17 protein-coding genes and 5 pseudogenes are annotated in these 22,525 nt (G+C 38.3%); 7 read left to right on the plus strand and 15 right to left on the minus strand.

Annotated features, from left to right (window positions below; genetic code table 11):
• Positions 1–234: 234 nt before the first annotated feature.
• The 5 genes and pseudogenes from RGF10_RS20170 to RGF10_RS20190 all read right to left on the minus strand — a co-directional run bounded on the left by RGF10_RS20170 (position 235) and on the right by RGF10_RS20190 (position 6,291).
• Positions 235–598: pseudogene (locus RGF10_RS20170) on the minus strand (group I truncated hemoglobin).
• 161 nt (positions 599–759) lie between these two features.
• Entirely contained in the window at positions 760–2,268 is a 1,509-nt protein-coding gene (locus tag RGF10_RS20175) for a class I adenylate-forming enzyme family protein (RefSeq protein WP_318505259.1), read from the minus strand.
• A 279-nt stretch (positions 2,269–2,547) separates the two neighbouring features.
• A complete protein-coding gene (gene alr, locus RGF10_RS20180; protein ID WP_318505261.1) occupies positions 2,548–3,711 on the minus strand; it encodes an alanine racemase in 1,164 nt (387 codons plus the stop codon).
• A 72-nt stretch (positions 3,712–3,783) separates the two neighbouring features.
• Positions 3,784–4,918: pseudogene (gene ald, locus RGF10_RS20185) on the minus strand (alanine dehydrogenase).
• 149 nt (positions 4,919–5,067) lie between these two features.
• A pseudogene (locus RGF10_RS20190) lies at positions 5,068–6,291 on the minus strand (PucR family transcriptional regulator).
• Between the two features lie 250 nt (positions 6,292–6,541).
• Between RGF10_RS20190 and RGF10_RS20195 the strand changes: the two are divergent.
• The 4 genes from RGF10_RS20195 to RGF10_RS20210 all read left to right on the plus strand — a co-directional run bounded on the left by RGF10_RS20195 (position 6,542) and on the right by RGF10_RS20210 (position 10,063).
• Positions 6,542–7,948, plus strand: coding sequence for an amino acid permease (locus tag RGF10_RS20195; protein ID WP_318505262.1), 1,407 nt, complete (start codon positions 6,542–6,544; stop codon positions 7,946–7,948).
• A 151-nt stretch (positions 7,949–8,099) separates the two neighbouring features.
• The gene (locus RGF10_RS20200) at positions 8,100–8,330 is read left to right on the plus strand and encodes an MFS transporter (protein ID WP_318505264.1); all 231 of its coding nucleotides are present in this window, start codon (positions 8,100–8,102) and stop codon (positions 8,328–8,330) included.
• A gap of 189 nt (positions 8,331–8,519) precedes the next feature.
• Complete coding sequence (locus RGF10_RS20205) at positions 8,520–9,479, plus strand: processed acidic surface protein (RefSeq protein WP_318505267.1); 960 nt, start codon at positions 8,520–8,522, stop codon at positions 9,477–9,479.
• A gap of 53 nt (positions 9,480–9,532) precedes the next feature.
• Positions 9,533–10,063, plus strand: a complete 531-nt coding sequence (locus tag RGF10_RS20210; RefSeq protein ID WP_318505269.1) for a class D sortase — start codon at positions 9,533–9,535, stop codon at positions 10,061–10,063.
• A 58-nt stretch (positions 10,064–10,121) separates the two neighbouring features.
• Here the strand turns inward: RGF10_RS20210 and fabG are convergent, their stop codons facing one another.
• From fabG to RGF10_RS20225, 3 genes are read right to left on the minus strand one after another with little or no spacing between them, the layout of a single operon-like run.
• On the minus strand, positions 10,122–10,862 hold the full coding sequence (gene fabG / locus RGF10_RS20215) for a 3-oxoacyl-ACP reductase FabG (protein WP_318505271.1): 741 nt from the start codon (positions 10,860–10,862) through the stop codon (positions 10,122–10,124).
• A gap of 18 nt (positions 10,863–10,880) precedes the next feature.
• Positions 10,881–11,777: an intracellular short-chain-length polyhydroxyalkanoate depolymerase gene (locus tag RGF10_RS20220; RefSeq protein WP_318505273.1), complete on the minus strand. Its 897-nt coding sequence runs from the start codon at positions 11,775–11,777 to the stop codon at positions 10,881–10,883.
• Entirely contained in the window at positions 11,774–12,787 is a 1,014-nt protein-coding gene (locus tag RGF10_RS20225) for a 3-oxoacyl-ACP synthase (RefSeq protein WP_318505276.1), read from the minus strand. The genes RGF10_RS20220 and RGF10_RS20225 overlap by 4 nt, the downstream gene beginning before the upstream one ends.
• Before the next feature lie 244 nt (positions 12,788–13,031).
• Between RGF10_RS20225 and RGF10_RS20230 the strand changes: the two genes are divergently transcribed.
• Positions 13,032–13,685, plus strand: coding sequence for a spore coat protein (locus RGF10_RS20230; protein ID WP_318505278.1), 654 nt, complete (start codon positions 13,032–13,034; stop codon positions 13,683–13,685).
• Between the two features lie 38 nt (positions 13,686–13,723).
• Here the strand turns inward: RGF10_RS20230 and RGF10_RS20235 are convergent, their stop codons facing one another.
• The 5 genes and pseudogenes from RGF10_RS20235 to RGF10_RS20255 form a co-directional block, all read right to left on the minus strand.
• A complete protein-coding gene (locus tag RGF10_RS20235; protein WP_318509612.1) occupies positions 13,724–15,628 on the minus strand; it encodes a BTAD domain-containing putative transcriptional regulator in 1,905 nt (634 codons plus the stop codon).
• Positions 15,588–16,841 (minus strand): winged helix-turn-helix domain-containing protein, encoded by a 1,254-nt coding sequence (locus tag RGF10_RS20240; protein WP_318505280.1) that lies wholly within the window; start codon positions 16,839–16,841, stop codon positions 15,588–15,590. Before RGF10_RS20240 ends, RGF10_RS20235 begins: the two co-directional genes overlap by 41 nt.
• A gap of 249 nt (positions 16,842–17,090) precedes the next feature.
• A pseudogene (gene lepB, locus RGF10_RS20245) lies at positions 17,091–17,644 on the minus strand (signal peptidase I).
• 36 nt (positions 17,645–17,680) lie between these two features.
• A complete protein-coding gene (locus tag RGF10_RS20250) occupies positions 17,681–18,298 on the minus strand; it encodes a TVP38/TMEM64 family protein (RefSeq protein WP_318505281.1) in 618 nt (205 codons plus the stop codon).
• A gap of 131 nt (positions 18,299–18,429) precedes the next feature.
• Complete coding sequence (locus RGF10_RS20255) at positions 18,430–19,371, minus strand: LCP family protein (protein ID WP_318505283.1); 942 nt, start codon at positions 19,369–19,371, stop codon at positions 18,430–18,432.
• Between the two features lie 178 nt (positions 19,372–19,549).
• Here RGF10_RS20255 and RGF10_RS20260 point away from each other — a divergent pair, with 178 nt between their 5' ends.
• Positions 19,550–19,924 carry a YhjD family protein gene (locus tag RGF10_RS20260; RefSeq protein ID WP_318505285.1) on the plus strand — a complete coding sequence of 125 codons (375 nt, stop codon included), beginning with the start codon at positions 19,550–19,552 and terminating at the stop codon, positions 19,922–19,924.
• A gap of 71 nt (positions 19,925–19,995) precedes the next feature.
• Here RGF10_RS20260 and RGF10_RS20265 read toward each other — a convergent pair whose 3' ends face one another.
• Positions 19,996–20,535, minus strand: coding sequence for a competence protein ComK (locus tag RGF10_RS20265; RefSeq protein ID WP_318505287.1), 540 nt, complete (start codon positions 20,533–20,535; stop codon positions 19,996–19,998).
• 241 nt (positions 20,536–20,776) lie between these two features.
• Between RGF10_RS20265 and RGF10_RS20270 the strand changes: the two genes are divergently transcribed.
• Positions 20,777–21,013, plus strand: a complete 237-nt coding sequence (locus tag RGF10_RS20270; RefSeq protein WP_318505290.1) for an IDEAL domain-containing protein — start codon at positions 20,777–20,779, stop codon at positions 21,011–21,013.
• A gap of 168 nt (positions 21,014–21,181) precedes the next feature.
• Here RGF10_RS20270 and RGF10_RS20275 read toward each other — a convergent pair.
• Positions 21,182–22,454 (minus strand): annotated as a pseudogene (locus RGF10_RS20275) (M48 family metallopeptidase).
• Positions 22,455–22,525 lie beyond the last annotated feature (71 nt).

Here is a 22,525-nt window from a genome sequence, read left to right on the forward strand (position 1 = left end):
AATAAAAACAAATATTCCGTTGAAATAAACATCACATCTACTTACGTTTCGTGTTAGCTTTTCTAACAAAAGGATAACATTCTTTCACACAGCCTGTCAACGCTTTAAATTTTAATATTCTGTTAACTGTTTATTAAGATTATTCAGGTTATCTCTGGTTGTTGAATAGGGCACAAAAAAACGACCATGAAACGGATTCTGGTCGTTTAATAAAGATAGAGATACCATTGAATTTTATTTGAACAATATATCATCTTTTAATGAAGCTACCTTTGTTAAGGCTTTGTCAATATCTGCCTCGCTGACACCATAATGGGCCAAAGCATCATGCAAATGGTTAGCAATTGCATTAAAATGGTCCGGTTGAAGATTCATTCCTTCATGTGCTTTAGCCATTGATTGTCCAGGAGTATTGATTCGGCCCACCTAGTGCAAAGCTAATAAACTTTGATTGATGGCGGCGCTGCTTTTCCATATCCGTATGTTCAAAAAATGAATTAACCTTCTCATCCTTTAGGACTAGTTCATTATAAAAATAGTCTACTACCTTTGAAATTGCCTCTTCCCCACCTAATTTTTCGTAAAGATTATCTTCCATCATCTGAGCTCCCTTCATTTTTCTTACAAACTAAATATTTCCATATCCTGATGTATTATACTTCGATTATACTATTTCATATTTTCAAAACTAGTCTGAATAATCCTAAAAGGGGATGACACAAAGTAGTTAAACCTTTGTGCCATCCCCTTTATTGGTTATTAATTTGCCTCTAATGTTTGCAGACCCAATTCTTTTAATCGCTTTTTATCAATTTTGCCTACATGGGTTTTCGGCAGTTCTTCCACAAACATAAAATGACGTGGAATCTTATATCTTCCAAGCTTCGTTTCACAAAAGCTCTTTAATTCGGCCTGTTGAACAGGTTGCCCGTTAACCACAACAAAAGCAATGACCACTTCACCCCACTTATCATCAGGTAGCCCAATTACCGCTGCTTCTGAAATAGCTGGATGTGATTCCAGCCAGTGCTCCACCTCTAGCGGAAAGACATTTTCTCCTCCAGTTATGATCATATCCTTTTTCCGGCCAACAATATAAAAGAAGCCGCTTTCATCTTTCTTTCCTAAATCTCCTGTATATAGCCAGCCTTCCTTTAGCACTTCCTCTGTTGCTTCTTTATTGTTCCAATAACTCGAAAAAACGTGTTTTCCTTTAATGACAATTTCTCCAACTTCATGTGCACCTGCCTGACGTCCATCCTCAGTCAAAAGCTTTATCGTATTTAGCAGCATTGGCTTGCCGACAGAGCCTCGTTTAACATTTGCAACCTGCGGATCAATATAAAAATTATTCGGACCGGCCTCTGTTAATCCATATCCTTCTTTAAAAGCAATTCCTTTGTGAGCAAACATATCATAAACTTCCAGCGGACAAGGCGCTCCCCCTGAAAGAAATAATCGCATGGAAGGAAATGTACTTTTTTGAAATTCCTCTGTTTGAAATAGCATATGGTACATCGTTGGAACAAATATTATGATTGTGCATCGATACTGGTTTATATATTCAATTGATTTTACAGGATTGAACACTTCTGTGATGACAACCTTTCCACCTATATGCAATAACGGAATGGACAAAATATTTAGGCCCCAGGTATGGAACAGTGGCATACTTGTTAATGTACAATCACTATCCATTAAATTCCAGCTTAATACCGTATTTATTGCATTGCACATAATTGAACGATGGGCAAGTACAACCCCTTTTGGTTTCCCTGTAGTTCCGCCCGTATAAATAATCATACTGGCATCTTCCTCACAAACCTGAACCGCTTCAGTCCATTTCCCTTTTTGTTCTATCATCTCTTCAAAATCCGAAGTGTTGACCGTAAACAGCTTCTTTTTTTCAACCTCTAGACTTCCAATTGTATTACAAAATTTCGTATGGTATCCAATCAATGTAGGTTCACAATCTTGCAGTATAGTATTTATTTCCTCGCTAGAAAGTCGCCAATTTAGCGGTACAAAGATAGCCCCCACTTTTGTACAAGCAAACAATAAGTCAAAGTAAGCAATGTGATTAGGGGAAAGCAGTGCAATTCGGTCGCCTTTTTGGACGCCATTGCTGATTAACCATGAGGCAACCGCTTGTGCACGTTCATTTATTTTCTCATATGTGAAGGATCTATTTTGGTCAGCATCAATGATTGCGACACGATCCGGTGTTAATCTTGCTCTGTTTCCAATCCAATCAATCTCCCACCCCATTGTGATCTCTCCCTCTTCTTTATTACTTTTATCTTCGGCTCTGTTAAATTAGTATGTTGATTTCCGCTTCAGGTGCTCGCTTTCCGCGGGGCGGGCGGTGAGCCTCCTCGGCGTTTTACGCCTGCGGGGTCTCACCTGTCCCGCTACTCCCGCAGGAGTCGAGCACCTTCCGCTCCAATCAACATAGTGCAACAAATCAACATTGAATACTAATACAACCTTATCATAAAAAAAGAAAGTTACAGGTGAGTTACACAATGTGCTAGGTCCTCTATAGTGTTATGTTAAAGCATACAAGATCATTGTGTCCTGCCTAACATAGCTCCGAGGCACTCTTTTACTAATTTGACAGACTACCTCATAATTGATTGTTCCCATCAGGCGTGCCATCTCTTCTACAGATAAGAACGCATTCTCATTAACACCAAAAATCGTGACGACATCACCCTCTTTGCATTGAAGCGTATCGGGTATTTCAATCATGGTTTGGTCCATGCAAACTCTACCAGCAACCACCACTTTATGTCCATTCAGAAGAAAGGTACCTCGATTAGAGAGTAATCTTGAAAGCCCATCAGCATAACCAATTGGTAATGTCGCAATCTTTGTCGCTTGGGTAGGGATTTTTGTACCTCCATAACTAATGGACCGATGTGCTGGTACAATTTTTAATGCTACGATTGTCGTTTTTAATGTCATCGCCTGTTGAAGTGGGATGGAATGAGAAGTTAACGTTTGGTCAGGATATAGTCCATACAATGAGATGCCGACCCGAACCATATCTAGATGCATTTCAGGAAATTTCATTGTTCCAGCACTATTGCAGCAATGCTTTAACGGAATCTCAATTTGGTGATTTTCTAGATGAGAAATTACATTTTGAAACTTTTGATATTGTGTATATGTATAGGTCGGGTCTTCATCATCTGCTCTAGCAAAATGAGTAAACAGCCCCTTTAACCTAATGTAGATGCTAGATTTTGCTATTTCGGCAAGCCGAAGTGCTTCATCAGCTGTTTGAACCCCTATTCTCGACATCCCTGTATCTACCTTTATATGAATACATACCGATTTTCTTAACTGCTCAGCATAAAAAATAATCTCGTTCAACATCGTTTCCGAAAACACAGTTAAATCAACATCCGCTTTAATCGCATCTTTAATCGAACGGTTTGGTGTAAAGCCTAATACAAGAATTGGCGCTTGAATTCCTGCATCTCTCAACTCTAATGCCTCATCTAATATTGCAACAGCCAAGTAATCTGCCCCTGCTGCTAGAATGGCCTTGGCGATTGGAACAGCGCCATGACCGTAGCCGTCTGCCTTAACAACCCCCATTAATTTAACATTTGAATTGATATAGTTTTTAAAATGACTTGTATTATGTTTAATCGCATCAAGTGAAATCTCTGCCCAAGTATCACGATAGCTTTGTTCCCTCATACCTCTTCCCCCACCCTAAAAAATAGATATGAAAAATCCCTCAAGTTTTCAGCTTGAGGGACACTATTCAATTTAATTCATAACTAGCTTGTTTTCTAATGCGGTTTCTACCATCACATAATCATAACAAAGATCCTTCGCAACCGCTTCATACGTAATTTCACCATTTGCAACATTGACACCTAATCTTAGTGCTGCATTATCTTGGATTGCTTTTACGATTCCTTTGTTCGCGATTTGCAATGCATATGGAACGGTCACATTTGTTAAAGCAATCGTGGAGGTTCTTGGAACGGCACCAGGCATGTTCGCAACTGAGTAATGAACCACCCCATACTTTTCAAACGTCGGATTGTCATGAGTTGTTACATGGTCACTGGTTTCAACAATTCCACCTTGGTCAATCGCAACGTCTACGATTACAGAGCCAGGCTTCATCGCTTTTACCATTGCTTCGGTCACAAGCTTTGGTGCTTTTGCTCCTGGTATTAACACAGCCCCAATCACTAGGTCTGCTTCTGCTACGGCTTCAGCAATATTGAACGGGTTGGACATCAAAGTTTTAATTTGATTACCAAAAATATCATCTAATTGACGAAGACGGTCTGCACTTAAGTCAATAATTGTAACATCAGCGCCTAAACCAATCGCCATTTTTGCCGCATTTGTTCCAACAATTCCTCCGCCAATTATGGTTACTTTACCTCGGTTTACCCCAGGCACACCCGCTAACAGGATTCCCTTACCACCGTTTGATTTTTGTAAGAATTGCGCTCCAATTTGCGCTGCCATTCGTCCTGCAACCTCACTCATTGGAGTCAGTAGCGGTAAAGTACGATTAACTGAAACCGTTTCGTAAGCAACGGCAATCACACCGCTCTCCTTTAATGCTTTTGCTAAAAATGGCTCTGCGGCTAAGTGTAGATAAGTAAACAACAGTAATCCTGGACGGAAATATTGGTACTCACTTTCTAAAGGTTCCTTAACTTTCATGATCATCTCAGCGTTGGCCCATACATCTGAAGCATTCTCAATTATTTCTGCTCCTGCACCTGCGTAATCCTCATCTGAGAAACCGCTTCCAATTCCTGCATCTTTTTCAATTAACACTTTATGACCAGGAGCTGATGAACGATACAACACCTGCTGGCGTAAGTGCCACTCTATTTTCATTGTTTTTAATTTCTTTAGGAACGCCAATAATCATTTCTACCTTCCCCCTTAAAAACTTGTTTGTGTTTCTTTGTGATTTAAGAATAAAAGATTCTCAATTATTTTTGTTTGTTGAGTTTGGAGAAAGATAGAATGGATTTTTGTGAAATTACACAAACACAGTTTAGCATGTACTTTGTTTACTTACCCAAATCGTTCAAGCTTTAAGTCTAAATACAGGGTAAACTTTTGATTAGCATCCTTTAAATTTATCTCACCAATTTCCGAAATTCGTTTCAATCGATAATTTAATGTATTGGCATGAACATTTAACGCCTTTGCCGCTTCATTAACATTACTATCTTTGTTTAAATACACCTCTAACGTTTCAACGAGATTACAATGATAACGAGCATCATATTCATGAAGTCTTTGCAGGGCATAATTTTCGTAGAATTCTTTTTCTTTTTTTCTAATAAGACATCGATATATTGGTAAATTCCTAAACTTTGATAGCTATGAATACCGCCTGCTTCAGAAGGAAACTTCCCTTTAATCGAGATAACGGTCAATGCTTCCCGGTAGGCTTTTTCGATGCGTTGGTAGTCTTGATATACACCACTAAAGCCCTGTGTAATCGACATTATCCCAAAGCGCTCCTTCATTTTATCAACAAAAAGCAAGCAAAATTGTTCGAGCAACCGCAACGGTTGTTCTAGCTGATCGAGTGAAATAAACAAGATTAATTGGGAATGGTCAATCGTATACAGTAATATTTTAGGCTGTTGTATTGTTTTTAAAAGATAGGATATTTGCTTTTCTACCTCTCTAGTTATTTCATTTGGAAATTGCAAGACACAAATGGCATAGTTAGACGGCGGGGCGATTTGCATTATTTGAAATTGGGTAATGATCTCTTCATTCGCATGAAGGTGTCCAGGTTAAGAGCTGCCAAAAAAATTCTTGATAACGCTCTTCTCTCTTATTTTTTCGTTGCTGGAGCTGGAGTAGTTTATTTTTTGTTGCACTTGCAGCACGTTTGAGCAATTCCATATCTTCATCCTGTAATGTACGATCAATCTCAATTGCCCATATAAATCCAAGGACTTCTTCATTTTTCCAAATTGAAACTGCGACTCGATCACCTAGTCCAATCTCCCCCATCGTTTTAATGCGGATGGGTTCACGGCTGTTTAGTAAGGATGGGATAATTCCTTCCTTCCACAGATTGTTAATGACTTTTTCAGGTACCCGTCGGCCAATTATCGTGGAAATCCTTGCAGGATCCGTTCGTTCGTCATGTGTACTATATGCTAAAAGTCGATGATTGGCATCTTCAATCGTTATGGGACAATGCAAAGCCTCACTTACAACATCAGCAAATTCTTCTAAACTATCAAAGCTGGCACGAAAAGGGTCCTTTATCATATATGGCTACCAAACCTTTCTTAATAACACGGATGTAAGTAGTTTTCATCATTTTATTTTGTGAAATGAATAACTTATTTGTCATAAATAACAAAATACTCAAGCTATATTTTTATTATTTCACAAAAAAAATTGTTCACATATATGTTAAATTTATATCACAAAGTTGTAAATAGTTTAGCAAAACAATTTTGTAAGCGTTAACAAAAATATGTTTTTTCTGTTATTTAAAAGAATGGGGGTAGAACAAATGCAATCACAGCAACAATCAAACACGAATCAGCTGCAAAGGGGATTAGAGCCACGACATATCACCCTAATGTCATTAGGTGCGGCAATTGGAGTTGGCCTTTTCCTTGGTTCCGCTTCAGCTATTAAACTAGCAGGACCAGGAATTATTCTAGGATATGCTTTTGCTGGAATGATCATGTTTTTTATTATGAGGGCATTAGGTGAGATGGCCATTCAAAAACCAGTTGCAGGCTCTTTCAGTCAGTACGCTAGAGACTATTTAGGCCCACTTGCAGGCTACATAACAGGCTGGAATTATTGGTTTTTATGGGTTGTTACATGCATGGCTGAAATTACTGCAGCTGGGATTTATATGGAGTATTGGTTCCCGAATGTCCCACGTTGGATTTGGGCCCTTGTCGCATTAGTCATTATGGTTGCTGTTAATTTCCTTGCTGTTAAAGCCTATGGTGAACTTGAATTCTGGTTTGCGTTAATCAAAATCGTAACGATTGTCTTTATGATTGTAGTTGGTCTTGGAATGATTGTATTTGGATTTGGAAATGGTGGAATAGCTACAGGAATCAGTAATATATGGGAGCATGGCGGATTTCTACCAAATGGCATTAAAGGTGTATTAATGTCGTTGCAAATGGTTATGTTCGCTTTTCTCGGAATTGAAATGATTGGAATTACAGCAGGAGAGGTTAAAAACCCTGAAAAAACATTAGCGAAAGCGATTGATACAGTATTCTGGCGTATTCTTCTTTTCTATGTGGGGGCATTATTTGTTATTATGTCTATCTATCCATGGACTGAGATTGGTTTAAAAGGAAGTCCATTTGTTCTAACTTTTGATAAGCTTGGTATTCCTGCAGCAGCCGGAATTATCAACTTTGTTGTTTTAACGGCTGCGCTCTCCTCTTGTAACGGCGGTATCTTCAGCACGGCGCGCATGCTATTCAACCTTGCACAACATGGGGAAGCGCCACCTGCTTATAGTAAATTAAACAAAAATGGTGTTCCTAGCTTTGCCGTTCTAGCTACAGCAGGTGCCCTATTAATCGGGGTTGTCCTTAATTACTTTGTTCCAGCAAAGGTATTTACATGGGTAACTGCAATTTCAACCTTCGGCGCCATTTGGACATGGGCAATGATTTTACTATCACAACTACGTTACCGTAAAGGACTAACGAAGGCAGAAACAAATGCGCTAAAATACAAGATGCCTCTTTATCCGCTTACCTCTTATATCTCCCTTGCCTTTTTGTTGTTAGTAGCTGGATTAATGGCTTATTTCCCAGATACTAGAATTGCGTTAATCGTTGGACCGCTTTGGTTAGGAATACTGGTCGCCTTCTATTTTGGGAAAGGGCTTCATAAAAGAAATAAGCAAAAAGACACGTTGGAAGAACAAGTGGGATAAGATTAGAATCAGTCTTTATGGTCCAATTCAAATGAATTGGGCCTTTTTTAGGTTCATTTAAATTTATTAAAAAACAACCGCTCGCACAAAAAAAGTTTGACAATTTTGTGACAATTGATAGAATATTCAGTATAAGGGAGGTTGATTCACCGTGATTAAGAATAACTATGTAAAAACCTTAGAAAATTTTAAGAAGGCATCACTTTATGGAATTGTATTTGGGATTGCTCTTTTTATCGCCGGAATTTTTGTAACCGTTTTCACAAAACCTTATCTCATCTCAGCGGCTGGAATCGGGGTCATGATTGCCTCTATGGTTGTATTCGGTTTTGGAATGTGCCTCGGACTTATGGAGGAATATAACGAAAAAACATATTATTAACATACCCAAAGGTGACATATCCGAGTTTTTTCGGGGTGTCACCTTTTTTATTTATACAAAATCCTTAAATACATACATGGTCAAATTCAAATAAAATATGGCAACTGTTGTTATTTATTCTGCATAATTTTCCCTCCAAACCAAATAATAATTTTCATGCTTAACAATCCATTATTGGAGGGAAATCACATGAAAATTGTTACTCATGCATTATTAGCGATACTATTTTTCTTCCCGCTTTCAACACCGTACGTTTCAGCAGCTATCACCCAGGAAGAGATTCAACCGATCCTATCGCAAATGAACTGGACAATTGAAGAACTGCAAGACTATTTAGCCTATTATGAATTAACCTTAGCTGACTTTGAAACACTTGAAGATTTACAAGCTATGTTAGGTACCCCGATTACGGAAGACAATCTGAACGAGCTTTTACAAAATTATGGTTTATCGCATGAGCAGCTTGAGGCATTATTAGGAGAGTTTGGCGAATCCTTAAATGATTACCATTTTATTGAAGATTTAGATGTTGCAGTTGATTTTTATTTAAACCATGATGAGGAAATGGCTGATGTTGAGGAAATTCTTGCGCAAATAGGACTGACAGATGAAGAGGTCGATCGGCTTTTCACTTATCTTACATCACTAGATGAGCTAACACTTGAAGAGGAAATGGAACGTATAATGGCAAAATTAGAGCCATTTATGGAAATTGAGGATCCAGCACAGCTCACCGACGAACAACAGCAAGTATTGCTTAATACATGGGAGGAATTGCTCGCTGCTTATCATCTAAAAGCTAATTTTTACTTAACTGACGGTAGCGCAACTCCAATTAGCTATACCGAGTTAATGAAATTGGAAACATTAAACGGGAAGAAGCTCTTGATTGAACTGTATGATTTAGAAGGAAACATGCTGTTAGACATGCAACTATCAGAGGATATGCTTGGTTCTGATTCCATAGTCGATACCAGTGAAGACTTAGTCGACGTTGGCGATATGGCTGGTGAACTGACGAAAGAATTACACAATAACAAATTACCTAACACCGCTTCTCCATTTACTTTAAACATAATGATCGGGATATTACTCTTAGTTTCCGGCTTCATCTTTTATTGTTTTTCTAAAAAACAAGCCAGAGCGTGAGAAAAATGTGGAAAAAAGCTTTATCTATACTTTTAATTTTGGTTGGCGCCACCATGTTAACCTATAATTCTTATTGGCTATATAAAGGAATCTCTGCCTCATCAACACCGAAAATTAGTGTAACTGACTTTCAAACGAAAACCATTGCGGTAAAGAAAAAAATAGTACCACGAAAGCACCCGAAGTTAGGTGAAGAAATAGGCATACTAACGATTCCAAAATTAAACCGCTCCCTACCCATCTTTGAGGGAACCACTTCGGATATTCTGAAGCAAGGGGTGGGACATATTGAAAAAACAGTACTTCCTGGAGAGCAAAATAATTCTGTATTGTCCGGACACAGGGATACGGTATTTCGGGGCCTTGGTAAAGTCGGAGTGAACGATGAGCTGATTGTCGAAACGGAATATGGCCAATTCTTATATAAAATAAAGAGGGTTAGAATTGTCGAACAACATGATCGGACCGTTATCGTACCAAAACCGAAAAGCACGTTAACCTTAACCACCTGTTACCCTTTTGGCTTTATTGGTGACGCACCGCAACGCTATATCGTTATTGCAGATTTAGTTTCACAAAAATAGCTAAAATAGGTTTAGGACCCTACTTTCTAGCAGGGTCCTTTTCTTGTTTTTACTATTATTACATCATGATCCCGCCATCAACGTGTAAGACTGTTCCATTTACATATTTTGCTTCATCAGAAGCTAAGTATAAATAAGCATTGGCAATATCCTCAGGCTTGCCCAAATGACCAAGGGGAATGGTGGCCTTTAATTGCTCAAGGATTTTTTCAGGTACAGCTGCTGTCATATTCGTCTCGATAAATCCTGGAGCTACAGCATTGACAGTAATTCCTTTCCGTCCTAATTCCTTCGCCCAGGTTTTGGTCATCCCGACCACGCCAGCCTTTGCGGCTGCATAGTTTGTTTGCCCGATATTTCCGTACACACCCGAAACAGACGAGGTGTTGATAATTTTTCCGCTCCCCTGTTCTGTCATCGTCGGAATAACAGCATGCGTACAGAGGAACACACCTGTTAAATTCACATCAATTACCCTTTGGAAATTTTCGAGTGTCATTTTCTTGAGCATAGCATCTTTTGTAATTCCAGCATTATTGACTAAAATGTCAATTTTCCCGAATGTATCGATGACATTTTTTACCATTAAGTTCACACTATCCTGATCCGCCACATTTACTTGGAAAAAAGCAACCCGGTAACCTTTTTCTGCAAGTTCCCTAGCACGTGCTGTTCCTTGCTCTTCATTATAATCAGCAATCGCTACACTAGCCCCTTCTCTTGCAAAAATTTCTGCCGCAGCTAACCCTAAGCCATTTGCAGCCCCTGTTATAATTGCCACTTTTCCAGATAATCTCATTCTCCCCACTCCTATCAATTAGAAATTAAGAAATTCTGAAATCACACCAAGTAATTGTTCTAGATCATCGACTAACGGTGAATGCCCGCAGTTTTTTAATTCAACAAATCTTGCATTATCACCAAGATCCTCCATCATTTCTTGAGCCATATTGGCGGTAATGACTAAGTCGTGTTCCCCTCGCAATACAAGTACAGGAATCGATATAGCTTTTGCTCTGTTCGTTCCTTTCGCCGCTTCGTGATCAAAGCAGCTAATATTAAATGTATTAAGTGCGTGATTTACCTCTGCATAATTTCGCTGCGTCAGCATATCGTCGACATATTCCTCATAACGCTCAGGCTCTGGCCTGTTGCGATCATAAATAATCCCATTCCAAATTGCTTTAAGAAGGTCCCTGTTTTTCTGACGATAAGCAGTCTGAATCGGGATAGCCCTAGCAGGATCAGATTGAACTTGTTCATACGTCGTTAAGCGTCTGCTCAAATCGGGTGTTCCTGATTGATTGACTGCATAAATCGGATAACCTCTAGTTGAAACGGAATCAAGCAATATAAGCTTGTTTGCATACCCCGGGTGATCTATTATAAATTGCATTGCCACTCCACCACCGGTTGACCAACCAACTATCGAAAAATCAATTAAGTTGAGCGCATCGACGAATAGTTTGACATCATCAGCAAAATCCTTGAGTGAAAAAATCTTCTGATGATAACTTGATTCACCAAATCCCCTTAAATCAACCGCATATAGTTTATAGAAAGGATCCATGTTTTCTAAAACTAAATCCCAATGTTTAGAAGATGTCATATTACCATGAATCAATAGTACTTTTTTCTCACCTCCCTCCCGTTCGCGATAGGCGATTGTCTCGCCATTTACTAAATTTATTTTTTTCAGCTTAATGATAGTCAACCATTATCACCCTTCCCCCAGCGGATTGTCGTTGCCCCCCATGCATAGCCGATTCCTGCACTAACTAGAACAACGATATCCCCTTTCTTCAGTTTTCCGGCCTTTTCAGCAAGCTCTAACGACAGGATTTGATCAATCTGCCCGATGTGACCGTAATCCTCTAAATAGATAGATTGATCTAGTGAAAGCCCCAACTGAGATAAAACATATTCATGTGCGGAACGCTTCATATGGAGAAGCCCAACGTAGGAAACATCCTCCTCTTTATAGCCGCTTTTCTTTAAGGACGATCTGATTACCTTTAAAAAATTGGCCATCGATTTCTGCTCAAGCCGCCTTTTCATACCTTCTGGATCGGTAACATCTAGCATATAAAGATCAAGGTTTTCTTTTGTCAGCGGCTTTTTCGTTCCGCCGACAGGAACGATCACATCCTCTGAAAATGACCCGTCTGTCATAATTTCAGTATCCAAAACAATGTTCGCACCATAACCCTTCTTTAATAAAATCGCCCCACCGCCTGCTCCAAGATTAAACATGAATCGAGTTCGTTGATTTTGATAATTAATAAAATCTACATTCCGATATCCCCCAGCGAGCAATACCGTTTTAATGGCGGGATCCCCATTCATTAAGGATTTAGCCAATTTTAATCCCATAATGGTCGTTCCACAGCGCAATGCTACATCAAACGCCCAAGCATTAACCGCACCTATTTCCTGTTGAAGCTTGATCCCAGCGGTCCAAAGCGGATACTCCTTATGCTCTTCACCAATATAAATAATGACATCAATTGACCGTGGATCGATTTCCGCTTTTGCAATCGCTCTTTTTGCAGCGAAAATTCCCATTTCACACGTATGATCTTCCAGTCCCGGTACAAGCTTTTGCTTAATCCCCATTTTTTCAACAACCACATTCACAGGGATTCCAGCTCTATCGGCAATTTGCTGAGCCGTCATTGTCCGTTTTGGTAAATAGATTCCAGTACTTACAATTCCAATCGGCATCCGCCACCACCTCACTTGATTGTCTCCCTTTAAAAATTGATTCAAGCAACCAAAACTTTTTCCTATCTGCTTTTATTCTGATTTGTAGCGGGGTGCTTTAATTGCTAATTTTCTGCAATCCTAATGTTCTTATATCCATATCTTAGGGTAAACCAGTTACAACTCAGTTACATAAGTTAATAAATATGGCCATCTAACTCAAAATAAATGGGTGGGACAAAATATTTTTTAGGAGGGATTATTGATGCAATTTCAACAAGGTCAAAATCACATAAATATGCATACGGGGGTCGTACCACCACAACTTAATCATGGTGGACATGAAATCTTGGATGTACACGAGGTTTTAGCTGGTGCAATTGGGGCACTAAATCAATATGCTTTATTGCGCAAATATGTTAAAGACCCAGAGCTACTCGATATTATCGATCGCCAATATCAATTTACTCAAAATGAGTACAATATCACGCTTGATTGTTTTAAATCAGGTCAAAATCCAGCTCAAGAAACACAAAGCTATAAAATGAATCAAAATAACGACTTCATTTACGGCTTATCACCAAAACCACCGAAAAAACCAATCCAATCAGAAATGGAAATGTCCGATGAAATCGTAGCTGGTTGCTTGCTTGCTACTTGTAAAAACAATGCAACGGCTAAAACAATGGCTGCGTGCGAAACAACCAATCCCGTAGTCCGCCGCGTCCTAGCTGACTCGATTCCAAATTGTATTGAAATGGCTTATGAACTTTCTATTTATCAAAACAAGCATCAAAGCTATCAAGTCCCACAATTTTCTCAGCAGGACATGATGCAAATTGTCAATTCCTTTGCCCCTGCGCAAGGTCAATCCCAAATTCAAAACAATTCAAACATCCCAAACAACATGCCACATTAATATAAAAAAGCCGGGCTTATTTCTTAAGTCCGGCTTTCTTAATCGATTGTAGCTGCTACAATCAGCTCATACATTTGAATCGTAGGCTCAAGTGGTGTAACACCGAGCTCATTTTCAAGGGTTTCACAGCATTTTTTGTACCACTTCATAGCTTGAGGACGGTTATTCTTCCGATAATAACAATACATTAACAAACGATAGGCTTCTTCCCATGTTCGATCCTTTTTTATTATTTTTAAACACCATTCAATTGCTGTATCATACTCCTCTTTCCGAACAAAAAGCTGAGCAAGCTTTTCTGATCCTCTTAAAAAATAAGAAAGAAGTGTTTCTCGCTCCTGAATGCACCAATCTTCATAAAGACGATCAGGCAAAAAATCACCGGCATAATAATGAAGTCCCTTTAGCAAATAGCGCATTGCTTTGTCTCGATCCTTCTCCTCCAACCCCATGATCATGAATTGTTCGAAGCTAAACGCATCCAAATCCAGACCCGCATTTGGATTTATACCGTAGGATACACCTTCCCTGATAATAAAATAAGAATTAGCACGAGCCTTTCGATTAGGCTCAAGCACATGATTTAGCGCATTTAATGCCACTTTAAAATCTCTTTGTGCATTTGCTTCTTTTTGATCTGGCCATAAAATTTGATAGATTTCCTCTTTCGGTATCAGCTTACGTTTGTTTGCTAGGAAGAGCTGAAACAATTCCTTTGCCTTTCCTCTTTGCCAGCCTCTACCCTCAATTTCTTTATCACCAAGCCAAACTTGAAACTTCCCTAATGTCTTTACACGCAGTGTATAACCCAGGTGAGATTCCATTTGCACTAAATTCATATTCTTCAAAAGTCGCATCACCACATGTGATGACAGTCCCAGTTTTTGAGCTTCAATTAATAATGGAGCAAAAACCTGCTGATCTGGTGGTCCAAACAGTGTTCGATTAATAAGAAAAAATTCATAGTCACCTTGCTCCACAATTCTTAAAAATTTCGTAAAGTGCTCGGAAAAGCTTGGCTTTTCCCCTAAAAGATGATGAAAATAAGACAGCCAAAAATGACTCAGCATTTGACCATATTCGTCTCCACACTGCCTTGACATTTCTTCTGCCTTATTGATTTGCAAGAAAGCCTCTATTGTGTGGCCATGGTAAAAGGAAGCAATGCCGATACACAATGTAATAAGTGAAGAAAGCCATATATCCTTCACATTTTCCGTCTCCTGTAAGGCTAGCTTTCCTGCTTCAATAGCTCGTTCATATTCTCCGTTAGTCCCAAACAAATAACAAAGTCCCAATAAGCTTTCAGCTTTCCCCTTTTCAATACGAAGGTTGTCCATAATTTCTAATGCCGTTTCATAACATTCTATCGCTAAGCTAGATTCATATCGATGGATTAGCCCAACAGCGTGACCCATGCGGATCCAGCCACAAGCTTCCACAAACGGCGCCTTCATCCTTAACCCGTGATGAATCCCTTCCTGTGCTAATTCCTTTGCTAACTCGCCATCACCTGTAAAGGCAGCAATTAGCGATAGAAGGAGCTCTGTCTCACGATGCGATTGTGGCAACTCTGATTTTCCATTTTGTTTGTCCTTCCCAAGTAATAATAGGATTTTTCTAGCCTTTTCAAATTTACCTGTCCGCAAATATAGCCTTGCTTCCATATTTCTATCATCGAGCGGAACCTTTAAAGTTCTAGCTCGATTCAACCACTTCTCAGCTTTTTCGACATGCCCGAGATTAATAAGGTTTTCAGCTAGCAATTGATATAGTCTTGCAATTTCTTCTTGAAAGCTCTCCTTACTATTCTCTAACTGTGCAATTGCTTCATATAATAATCGCTCTGCATAATTTGGCCGTATCGTATCTAAATAAATACGTGCTTTTCCTTCTAACGCCTTACTTTTCGCAAGATAGTCCACTTGTTTTTCTGCTGCCATAATGGCTCGATCGTAACATTCCTCGGCTCCTTGGTAATTTGACCAGGTAGCGATGGATTTCTCCTTGTAAAAACCATAGCGTACTTGTTCCATCCTTTTGAGAATCCGGAATCTTCACTAATCTCTCAAACAAACCTTCAAGCTTTCCACTTTCTAAAAGCCTTACCCCATTATCCTGCAGGAGATTTGCAATGGCTGTTATCTGGTTTATTTTTTCATAGTGATAAAGAGACTTCTCGAGCATATCCTTTTGTTGAAAATGCTGAGCAGCTCGAATATTTAGTTTTTCAAAGCTATAGTTTTGATTCGCTCTAAGCTGTTCTTCTAAAAACTCTCGAAATAAAGCATGATAGCGGTACCCATGTTCAGCTACTCTCTGGATAAACAGGTTTCTCTCAGTCAACTCATCTAATAAGCTTTGAGAGTCGCTAACGTTCAAAATAGCATTACAAACCTCTTTATTCATTTCCTCTAAAATCGAACTTTGCAAGAGAAATCCCTGAATATAGGACTTTTGTTTAGCTAACACCTCCATTGCTAAGTATCTGAACAGGTCCTTTAAGGATTGTGAATGCTCTCTTAATCCACTCTTCAACCGTTGATATTCCTTTGTTTGACCAGCGATCAATCCTAATGCAATCACCCATCCTTCGGTTAATTCATAAAGGTGGTCCAGCTCTATTTGAGATAATGTCATTCCATAAATTTCATTTAATAATAGCTCAACTTCTTCTTTTGTCAGCACTAAGTCCTCTTTGGTAATTTCAAGTACGGCTCCCATCGCTTTCATTCTTGTAAATGATTTCCAGTCTGGTCGATTTCTGCTCAAGACGATGAGGTGAAGATTGTTTGGGAGGTGGTCCAAAAGAATTTCCATCCATCGGTTTACCGGATTCGAATGTGCTACTTGATGAAAATCATCTAATATGAGAACTAGCTCCTGTTTGATGGCAAGTACTTCATTGATAAACAAAGAGCAGAGCAAGTTTAATTCTTGTTCGCGCACATATCGGTCCATTTCATTTATATACTTCTCTAATTCCACGCCAAACTCTGGAATATTAATCCTAATTGAAGCGATTAAATAGGATAAAAACGGGAGCATATCATCATCCATGCTTGAAATCGAATACCAGCAGCAGCGTTCCTTCTGATCTGAAAAATATAATGAAATAGCCGTACTTTTTCCATATCCAGCTCCAGGAATGGACAATCGTTAACGGATACCGTTTGAATGTATTTAATTTTTTTGTCAGCTTGGCTCTCCGTATGTCCGAATTTTTAGTTGCAGGAAGCATGATCTTTGTTTGAATAAGCGGAATAGAATTCAACCCTTTCCCCTCTTTCAACTTTCAAAATATTAGATAATCGTACCATATGTGATTTGAAAAAGTGGTCGAAACAAGTGAGGAAAATTGTTTTCATTAAAAAACAGCACCGGATATTCTCCAGTGCTGCTTTGTTAAAACGATACGGTTACTTCCTCTAATGGCCAGTACCGCAAGTCCACTTTTCCTACAACCTGTTCAACTGAGATAAACCCAAAGTGTCGACTATCCCAGCTTCCAAGTCGGTTATCTCCGAGAACAAACAGTTTTCCTTTTGGTACGGTTTTCTCACCAGTCACTTCAAGTAGAGTGAAATCCCCAGTAAGTCTGCCATCAACAAGCTGATTTCGATATATATCTAAAAAAGGTTCCTCCACTTTCTTTCCATTAATGTATAAATGATCTTCGGTGTATTCAATCTTATCGCCCGGGAGTCCAATGATTCGTTTTACATAATCCTCTTTTTCATTTGCATGAAAGACGATAACATCAACCGGTCCAAATCACCGATTTGGTAGCCAATTTTATTAACAACTAGTTTATTGCCGTCCTCTAAAGTTGGCATCATCGATTCGCCTTCAACCACATAATTGGAAAAGAAAAAAGTTCGAATGAAGGCAAAAATCATGATCCCAATCACTAGTGCTTTTAGCCATTCTATGCTTTCTTTTTTTAATTCCTCTTTCATGAAATCTCCTCCATTCCCATTAGAATCTTTCAGGCTCTATCCACCACTATGTTCTCTTTTCACACTTTTATTCAATCTTACTTCTATTCTTTTCCCCACATACCAAAGCAGAAAAATAATAAAGGTAACGATAATGGTGCGAACAGGCTGAGTGACCAACGCATTAAGATCGTAGCCTACAAAACTTATCGTAAAAATCATGACCATTTTTCCTGCGACCACTGCCAATAAATATTGGCCGATACTAACATTAGATAAACCAGCCACAATATTAACGACTGCAGACGGAGTAAAAGGAAAACACAGTAGAAGAAAAATCGGACCAAATCCATGATGTTCGACCCACTTCATCAACTTCTCCACACTAGGATGGCGATGCAAAAACTGTAGAATTTTCTGTTGACCAAACCTTCTAAAAAACAAAAAAACGAGGAGAGCACCTACACAAGCTCCCATCCAAGAAAATAAGAATCCTAACCAAAGTCCAAAAGCACTAGCATTTGCCATAACGAATAGAACAAGCGGTAAAAATGGAAAGAAGGCTTCAAGCATTGGTAATAATATCCCTGGTAGCGGTCCAAAAGATCGGTACTCATTAATTAATTTCATAATGTTTTCCATCGTAAACCATTCTTTTAACATTTCAAAGTCCATTCAAGTGTCTCCTTGCGTGTTCGCTTCAGCTCGAACGAAAATCTGGAAATTGCCCTCGTACAACCTTTCATTCCACTTTTAACCTATTCTACACTTATTTCTATTTAAATAAAATAATTGAACCGTTTCACCTATTCTTTTAAAAAATCGTAAATTTCTTGGTTGTTTTTTTCAAAATCAAGACTTAATATAGCTCCAATTCCACTTATCCGCTCATCCTCGTAAGCACCATCAACAGGAATCCTCATTGTTTGGATTGTTTCTTTTTTCGTCATATAGTCTGTCCCAATCGAGATCATATTGGTTGTGGATAAGTTCGTGTTGACAAACGGTGTCACAACTCCGATTAATTTTGGGAGCTTCGGAATGGTTCCAACACTAGTAAATTGCTTCGCTAGTTCCTTTACCACCTTTTGTTGTCGTTGTACTCTGCCAAAATCACCAATGGCATCATGACGAAATCTGACATAACCTAGCAAGCTCTCACCATCCAGTCGTTGAACCCCTGGATCAAGCGCTACATTAATATACTCGTCCATCCTTTTTTCAACATCAATCTTCACTCCATCCGGGAATGCTTCATCAATTACATGGACAAATCCTTGAAAGTCAACAATTGTATAATATTGTAATTCAAGATTAAAGTTATCCTTAATCGTTTGCCTTAATAATTCAGGCCCGCCAAAGGCAAAAGCTGCATTGATCTTATTTGTCCCATGGCCGGGAATCTCAACATATGAATCCCTCATAATCGATAATAATTTAAATGTTTTATGATCCGGATGATAGTGGACAATCATGATTGTGTCCGCACGGGAGTTCTCGTTTTCTCTGGCATCACTCCCAATCAAAAGAATATTGGTACCACCAAATTGATCCCGCTTACCGTTAAACTGGTACTTCTCTTTTTCATTTTTAGCCTTATCCCCGGAAACTAATACTCCTTGTTTATACTGAAAATAGGAATAAACAACGGTTCCTAGGAACAAAACAAGTAATAAGAAGAGAACTGCTTTCCATTTTTTCTTTAGCCTTAGCTTTCTCTTCCGCTGTTGATTTCTTTCTAATCTCATATTTAAATGCCCTTTCGTTTTTTTATTCTTTAATGACTTCTTTACTTGTTTCTTTGTTTCCTGTTTTTTTTGAAAATTTTTTATTTAAACAAAAAAACTGAAACACTTGATTTTGGATGGAGTTTTTAATATGATAAATAAGAACAAATGTTCTACTTTTTCCTAAAGGAGAATGGGTATGACTAGAATTCCAGAGGAAGAAAGAGACTTGATGGAACAAGCCATTTATTTACCAATGGTCGTCACAATTCTAAACCGAGACCTCACTGCTATCGATAACAGTTCCTTCAAGCTAAAAAAACCTTACACCATATTGGTGGAAGAAACGCTAAAAGTAATCCAAAGAGAACTAGCTGAAGTCAAACGATTAATGAGGCTAAAACAACTAAAAGTAGAAGAAATCAATCGTGATGAAACTTTTACAATGTTTATGTTTCTTTATAAAGGTTATGAGGAACACCATAATTATTTTAACCCAAGAATCCGAAACAAAGTTCAAGAACTCTTAGAGTACTACTTGTACCGCCGACATATTTCCAGTGCCGGTGATTAAAAACGAAAAAAAGCATGACATAGCATGCTTTTTTTGAGTCTCTATAGAAATATATATTACCGTATAGATCTTTAAAAATTATTCTTTAACTGCCGATCTAACATAAAACAAAAATGAGCTGATCGTCCTATTTGGTTCCCAAGGGACCACTTAGAACAAGGAATGATATAGGATTTGTTTTTGGAAAAGGTTACAAGGGTACTACTTGAAGTCTCAGATTTGAGGCTCACGAAATGCCGAAGTGCAAGCCAATGACATTGCTCGTTGGTGGATGAATGTGTGGGCAAGAAAATAATGTTATTCGTGGGGTCTATGGTGATTGGAACTTTTTGTGTGTAGCCTGTAAGATGTTTAGCTCCATTTAATCTTCCACTTAGACTAGAACCAAAGTACTTACAGCTTTTGTCAATAACCACTGAAGGTCGAAACGGAACAATCACTTCCCGTTCAAGCTCAATAATCCTTGAATAAAGCTTACTTCCGTACTGAATAGGCATGATTAGCATTGAATGGGGGTTAATTTCATAATCCTTAATCATAATTGGAGACTTACATTCCTGAATCATCGATGGCGGCTTAAATTCTTCAATCATTATAATTTTTTTACTCAACTTCTTCATCTCCTTTTTTTAAAGCTACCGACATCATAGCATTTCCAACAAAAGTTTTATCATTTTTTCTCTATAATTGCTAAATTATTCACACAAAACAAAATTGCTAAATTATTCACAAAATAAAAGGTGCTGGTTTATTCATAAAACAGCATTAATATTTTTTTAATTTTCAAAATTTTTAATTGATTCTTTTGTCAAAACTCCATATAATAGTAAAAAGGTTGCAGGGGTGATTACAATGAAAGAGAGATCCTATTCAGAGTTAATGAAATCTGGTGCCATGAATAAACAAAAGTCTGGTGAGTCCTTTGTTTTGGAGCTGTACATTGAAATGCTACTGTCCGAGGTGCTTTTAACTTCACAAAAGGAAAAATTGTTATCCCTTATCGATCAGGCCATTGATGACCGCAACCAAGAAGAGTTTCTTAGCTTATCAACAAAATATCGTGAACTAAACAAGCAATTTGGAACTTAACAACGATTAGTTCAAGCGCCATATCTAGTGCAAAAGACATAAGATAAGCGCATCGAGAGGCTTAATGTGCCTTTAGATGCGCTTGACTTATGACGTTTAAGCTGATGGGCACTGTTACATACAATTAACCCCTGTCCATTACGACAGGGGTTTTCATTTTTATTATTGTTATCGTTGTTGGTGCTTTGTGTCATATTCCTCGAGCCTAGAGATTCGTTCAAGCATTGTCGGGTGCCCGTAGCGGAATATTTTAACCAACAATGGTGGATTTACTTGGCTTAAACCAGCCTTTGTTAACTCCTGAAATGAGTTGATTGCAGCATCGGTATTTCCTGTCATTTCAATAGCATAGCGATCTGCCCGTGTTTCTTGATAACGAGATACAAAATTACTTAATGGACTCGATGCAAACATGAGCATCGATAGGATCATCAAGAAAAACGGTAATGAGCGAATATCATTGACACTATCTATTTTTAGAACCCTTCCCCACTTAGGAATAGCCCAATTCATGATCCTATATGCTAAGTATAGTCCAATCAAATTCATAAGGAGATACCCAGCAATACCAATATAAATATGTTTCTCCACATAATGGGCCATCTCATGAGCCATGATAAATAGAATTTCATCGTCATCCAGTCGATTTAATGTGGTATCCCACAAAACAATCCGTGAATTCGAACCAATTCCTGTTACATAAGCATTTAATGCATTGGTTTTTTCAGCCATATTAACTTCAAAAACGTGTTCAGTTGGAATATTCGCCTTGCTTGCGAGGTCTAAGATTTTTGCTTCCAGCTCTTTATCCTTTAATGGGTAAAAATCATTATATAATGGATCAATCACAACCAGGTTGCAAAAACATCAAAAACAAAGAAAAAGGAACAGATATCAGCCATGCATACAGCCACCAACGTTTTACACTTTTTTTCATTAACCAATATAAAACAACGACAACTAAGAACATCGTGGCATAATTAATCCAAAAATCAATCAGTTGATCCTTCATCCACATTGCAAATGTTTGGGTAGAAATATTGTACGTTTTCGAAAGGGAATAACTAATGTAACTAAGTGGAAAAGTCAAAATATAAGCAAAAAGCGACAGCCAAAACAAATAAATAGCATTTTGAGCAATCTTATATTTTGATGAAATGTCAGCCCAATTTTTAAACACTTTCGATAAGCCTAATAATAAAATCAAGAAATAAATTAACCACTCAAGTGGCGTTGACAAGAAAAAGAGCAAATTTCGTGTTTTGGAATACTCCTCTGTCAACATGAGCTCTCTTCCATTTAGAAATGTAGCTGGATCTGCTTTAGTGCTTTGATATTCGAAGGGTAGGCTTGTATCAGAAAAGTAAAATAAATATAGATAAGCCAGTAAACCATATACGGCATATAAAAGAACTGAGAACACGCCAAGCTTTCGAACCATTCCCTTTCCCCTTTTTGTACAACCTTTCTTTATTATGTTTAGTAAGAAACAGATGAATTAGAACAGAAACA

This window comes from Bacillus sp. T3, from assembly GCF_033449965.1.
Classification (GTDB): domain Bacteria; phylum Bacillota; class Bacilli; order Bacillales; family Cytobacillaceae; genus Bacillus_BU.

Excerpts from the sequence above, each read along its gene's own strand:
- alr (WP_318505261.1), bottom strand. The coding sequence starts at position 3,711 with ATGAGGGAACAAAGCTATCGTGATACTTGGGCAGAGATTTCACTTGAT.
- RGF10_RS20255 (WP_318505283.1), bottom strand. The coding sequence starts at position 19,371 with ATGAGATTAGAAAGAAATCAACAGCGGAAGAGAAAGCTAAGGCTAAAG.
- RGF10_RS20270 (WP_318505290.1), top strand. The coding sequence starts at position 20,777 with ATGAAAGAGAGATCCTATTCAGAGTTAATGAAATCTGGTGCCATGAAT.
- RGF10_RS20260 (WP_318505285.1), top strand. The coding sequence starts at position 19,550 with ATGACTAGAATTCCAGAGGAAGAAAGAGACTTGATGGAACAAGCCATT.
- fabG (WP_318505271.1), bottom strand. The coding sequence starts at position 10,862 with ATGAGATTATCTGGAAAAGTGGCAATTATAACAGGGGCTGCAAATGGC.
- RGF10_RS20235 (WP_318509612.1), bottom strand. The coding sequence starts at position 15,628 with ATGGCAGCAGAAAAACAAGTGGACTATCTTGCGAAAAGTAAGGCGTTA.
- RGF10_RS20250 (WP_318505281.1), bottom strand. The coding sequence starts at position 18,298 with ATGGACTTTGAAATGTTAAAAGAATGGTTTACGATGGAAAACATTATG.
- RGF10_RS20225 (WP_318505276.1), bottom strand. The coding sequence starts at position 12,787 with ATGCCGATTGGAATTGTAAGTACTGGAATCTATTTACCAAAACGGACA.
- RGF10_RS20230 (WP_318505278.1), top strand. The coding sequence starts at position 13,032 with ATGCAATTTCAACAAGGTCAAAATCACATAAATATGCATACGGGGGTC.
- RGF10_RS20195 (WP_318505262.1), top strand. The coding sequence starts at position 6,542 with ATGCAATCACAGCAACAATCAAACACGAATCAGCTGCAAAGGGGATTA.
- RGF10_RS20205 (WP_318505267.1), top strand. The coding sequence starts at position 8,520 with ATGAAAATTGTTACTCATGCATTATTAGCGATACTATTTTTCTTCCCG.
- RGF10_RS20175 (WP_318505259.1), bottom strand. The coding sequence starts at position 2,268 with ATGGGGTGGGAGATTGATTGGATTGGAAACAGAGCAAGATTAACACCG.
- RGF10_RS20210 (WP_318505269.1), top strand. The coding sequence starts at position 9,533 with ATGTTAACCTATAATTCTTATTGGCTATATAAAGGAATCTCTGCCTCA.